5 protein-coding genes are annotated in these 3,435 nt (G+C 46.3%); all 5 read left to right on the top strand.

Translation table 11 applies throughout. From position 1 onward, the window contains the following. On the top strand, positions 1-793 hold a 793-nt coding region (locus V3S16_RS16205; protein WP_413886816.1), incomplete at its 5' end, for an alpha-amylase/4-alpha-glucanotransferase domain-containing protein. 350 nt (positions 794-1,143) lie between these two features. Next, positions 1,144-1,818 carry a hypothetical protein gene (locus V3S16_RS16200; RefSeq protein ID WP_413886814.1) on the top strand — a complete coding sequence of 225 codons (675 nt, stop codon included), beginning with the start codon at positions 1,144-1,146 and terminating at the stop codon, positions 1,816-1,818. Between the two features lie 131 nt (positions 1,819-1,949). Then, positions 1,950-2,261: a nucleotidyltransferase family protein gene (locus V3S16_RS16195; RefSeq protein ID WP_413886812.1), complete on the top strand. Its 312-nt coding sequence runs from the start codon at positions 1,950-1,952 to the stop codon at positions 2,259-2,261. Next, the gene (locus tag V3S16_RS16190) at positions 2,251-2,610 is read left to right on the top strand and encodes a DUF86 domain-containing protein (RefSeq protein WP_413886810.1); all 360 of its coding nucleotides are present in this window, start codon (positions 2,251-2,253) and stop codon (positions 2,608-2,610) included. The genes V3S16_RS16195 and V3S16_RS16190 overlap by 11 nt, the downstream gene beginning before the upstream one ends. 69 nt (positions 2,611-2,679) lie before the next feature. Then, positions 2,680-3,435, top strand: a 756-nt coding sequence (gene hisD, locus V3S16_RS16185) for a histidinol dehydrogenase (RefSeq protein WP_413886808.1), incomplete at its 3' end; no start/stop codon positions are given.

The following is a 3,435-nucleotide window of genomic DNA, read 5'->3' as shown; positions in this document are numbered from 1 at the left end:
CGAAATAGATTTCAAGCCCGCCGCTTTCAACCTAAGCAACGTGCTGGCGCGAAGGCCGGAAGAATACCACCAAAAGATTATCGATGCGTTGTCCGGCAAGAAGGCGGACGAAGGTGAAATCCTTTCGATTCACGACAGGGTAAGATTCAAGGACGAAAACCTCGACAAAAAGCTGGTGTTCGACAGATACCCCAGAAGGTCTTTCCTCGATCATTTTTATTCCAAGATGCCCGGCGTGGAGGATATGCGCGCAGAAAAGGCAACCGATATTTCCGGCCTTACGGAGGCGCGTTACGAAACCGTTTCGGCAAAGGAGGGAAAAAACCAGGCGACGCTTGTTTTTGCGGCGCGGGGAACGGTAGGCGCAAACGAAAAGAAGGTAAAAGTCCAAAAAAAATTCAAGGTAAGCTCTAAAAAGCCCGAAGTAAGATGCGAATATATTTTGGAAAAGCTCGGCGGCGGCAAGCTGGATTTCGTGTTCGGCGTCGAATGGAACTTTACCCTTTTGGCCGAGGACTCGCCGGACAGGTACATAACGCTGGACGGAAAAAAATACGCTATGAACTCTGTCGGCGAAGATTCGGGCGTCGATAAATGGTCGATTACGGACGAGTGGTTCCGTTTCGGCGCGGCTTTTAAATCTTCAAATCCCGTTACGCTTTTGCACTTCCCGGTGGAAACTGTTTCGCAGTCTGAAGACGGTTTTCAGTCCAACTACCAGGGAACGGCTTTTATCGCCCTGCAAAGGTTTCGATTCCCCCCAAAGGAAAGTTCAAAACCGTATTCAGCCTGAGCCTGAAAACCGTTCAGCCCAAATAAATACTTTTACTATTGCCGTTCCCGGACCGGAAGTTGCCGTGCCGAAAGAGATGTTTGAAACGATACTAAACCACATTGGAAGGCTGAGGCTTGAAGCGACGTAAATTTATTTCAGGCAAAAAGGCATTGGCTTACCTATACGTAAACGTAAGCAAGTTGCGTCCTGAATGGGGGAAAAACTTGTTTTTATGTGGATTGGCTTAAATTTTTCGCCGTAAAGATGCAAAAATGTCTTAATTTATACCTATGAGGTAAAATTTGATTGACACTTTTTAACGGGAATGGTAGCATTATTTCAACAAAAAGGGGGAGAAATGACGCCAAATGGGAATTCTCGGGTTAGAAAGAAAGGCAAATAGAATACCCGTGAAGAAATCATCAACGGTTGCAATGATTTTTCTTTGTCTTACTTTAGCCATACTTTCTGGCTGCGCTACTACCCCTCAAGTACCAGCTGCTCAGCTTATGGCAGAATGGAATTCCAGGCTTCCAGATGGATTCAAAGCTCAACTGGGAGTGGCTAGACGTGCAGCGGAGGCATACCATGCAATTGTAGACACCCCTATCAAACAACTACAAACAGAGTCCGGTGCACAACAAGCTGGTGATTTAGTTACTGCTGCTCGAGACAAATATCGTCAGTGGCAAAGCTATGGAAATTATCACGTAGCCCTTCCTGACCGTTCGCTGTGGTATTCTATCCACCGAGCGGGAAGCAGCGGTTACACCCATGGGTTCAGGGCACGCTTTGGTTCAATCACATACGACAGCGGCACGCCAGGGAACAAAGGAAGTGTCCTTGAGGCCGTGATGAACCTCGGCAATAGTGGAAGTTTGCCTCCCAACGCAGGGGTGATCGCGAGCTCGAGAGGTAAAGTGATATTTTTAGGAAGACACCGAGATGAGAGAAACTGGCAAACGATGCAGCCATTCAAGGACATCATGGAGGGGGATCGTATTGCTGACATACCTGCATTGATTGGAAGAATCAAACGTTGAATGTCGGATAAAGAAACTCCCATTTCTAAAATAGCAATTGTGAATGGGTGGATTAGCGTCCCCTTTTTTCATTTTTTAGAAAAAAATAAATGAAAATAGGGTTGTCATGAGTTATAATTTATAGAAGCATAATGATTACTATTATCGAAGAAAAACAGGATACTTTAAATAAGTTGTGCGCAAAATACCGTATAAAGCGTCTAGAGTTGTTCGGTTCTGCCGCTTCTGATGAAAACTTTAGTATTGGGCCAAGCGATCTCGACTTCCTGGTGGAGTTTCTTCCACTCGAAGGCGGCGGGTATTTTGACGCTTATTTCGGGTTTCTTGAAGAATTACAGGATTTGTTTGAAAAACATATTGACCTTGTAACTATAAATTCCATTAAAAATCCATACTTCCTGCAATCGGTAAATAAAAGCCGAAAGTTGCTTTATGCGGCTTGAAACAAAAAAGCTTTTACAAGATATAATTCAAGCGGCAAATTTAATTTTTGATTTTTCCTGCGGCAAAACGCGCCCGGATTATAAAAACGACGCCTTATTACGCTCTGGCATAGAGCGTCAGTTTGAAATCATCGGCGAAGCTTTAAGCAGGCTTTCGAAAATGGATCCCGACATCTTGTCGAAAATCACCGGTTATAGAAAAATCATAGACTTCCGTAACGTGTTAATTCATGGTTATGATGCCGTTGACGAACAGTTGGTATGGGAAGCGGTTCAAAACAAGCTTCCGACGCTTTTGCAAGAGACAAAGACTCTCTTAAATGAAGGGGAACAACAAGTAAAAACCTGACTCCTACATTCAACCGGCAGTTTTTCGAAAATTAAGTATAGTGTCCCCGGAATTTGGTAATATTACCGGATGAAAAAGTTAAACACGCGGCAAAGGGGCTTCGATAAAAAAATCCGGCCCCTTGTGAACCGTTTCGAAACGTCGTCGGATGCGAAAATAAGGAACGCCGTTGCGCGCATCCTTAAAAACGTGCAAACAAACGGCGACAACGCCCTTTTTAAATACACCAAAAGATTCGACCGGCTCGACCTTACCCCGAAAAATGTTCGTATAACGGAAAAACATTTTAAGAACGCTTCCGACGATCTATCGCCCAAACTGAAAAGCGCCATAAAGACGGCATATAAAAACATAAATAGTTTCCACAAAAAGCAGGTTGAAAAAAGCTGGTTCGTGAAAAAGGGAAGCTCTAGGCTGGGCCAGCTTATACGCCCCATCGAAAGGGTCGGCCTTTACGTTCCCGGCGGCACGGCGTCGTACCCCTCGTCGGTTTTGATGAACGCAATACCGGCGCGCGTTGCCGGAGTGAAAGAGATAATAATTTGTTCCCCCGCGCCCGGCGGGATAATAAACTCCGCCGTCCTTTACGCCGCATCACTTTGCGGGGTAAAGGATTTCTACGCGGTCGGCGGGGCGCAGGCCGTCGCGGCGATGGCGTTCGGAACGAAATCCATAAAGCGCGTCGACAAAATCGTCGGCCCCGGCAACGCTTACGTGGCGGAAGCGAAACGCGCCGTCTTCGGTATGGTGGATATAGACATGATCGCCGGCCCCAGCGAAATATGCATAATCGCCGACTCGGGCGCAAATCCCGCGTGGTGCGCC

This window comes from Candidatus Desulfatibia sp., assembly GCF_036446775.1.
Classification (GTDB): Bacteria; Desulfobacterota; Desulfobacteria; order Desulfobacterales; family UBA11574; genus Desulfatibia_A.
Note: the sequence above shows the minus strand (reverse complement) of the source record. Positions and strands in the feature narration are given on the sequence as shown.

What these genes read in the sequence shown, in the direction of transcription:
- V3S16_RS16190 (WP_413886810.1), top strand. Translation starts at nt 2,251, where the DNA reads ATGCGGCTTGAAACAAAAAAGCTTTTACAAGATATAATTCAAGCGGCA.
- V3S16_RS16200 (WP_413886814.1), top strand. Translation starts at nt 1,144, where the DNA reads ATGGGAATTCTCGGGTTAGAAAGAAAGGCAAATAGAATACCCGTGAAG.
- V3S16_RS16195 (WP_413886812.1), top strand. Translation starts at nt 1,950, where the DNA reads ATGATTACTATTATCGAAGAAAAACAGGATACTTTAAATAAGTTGTGC.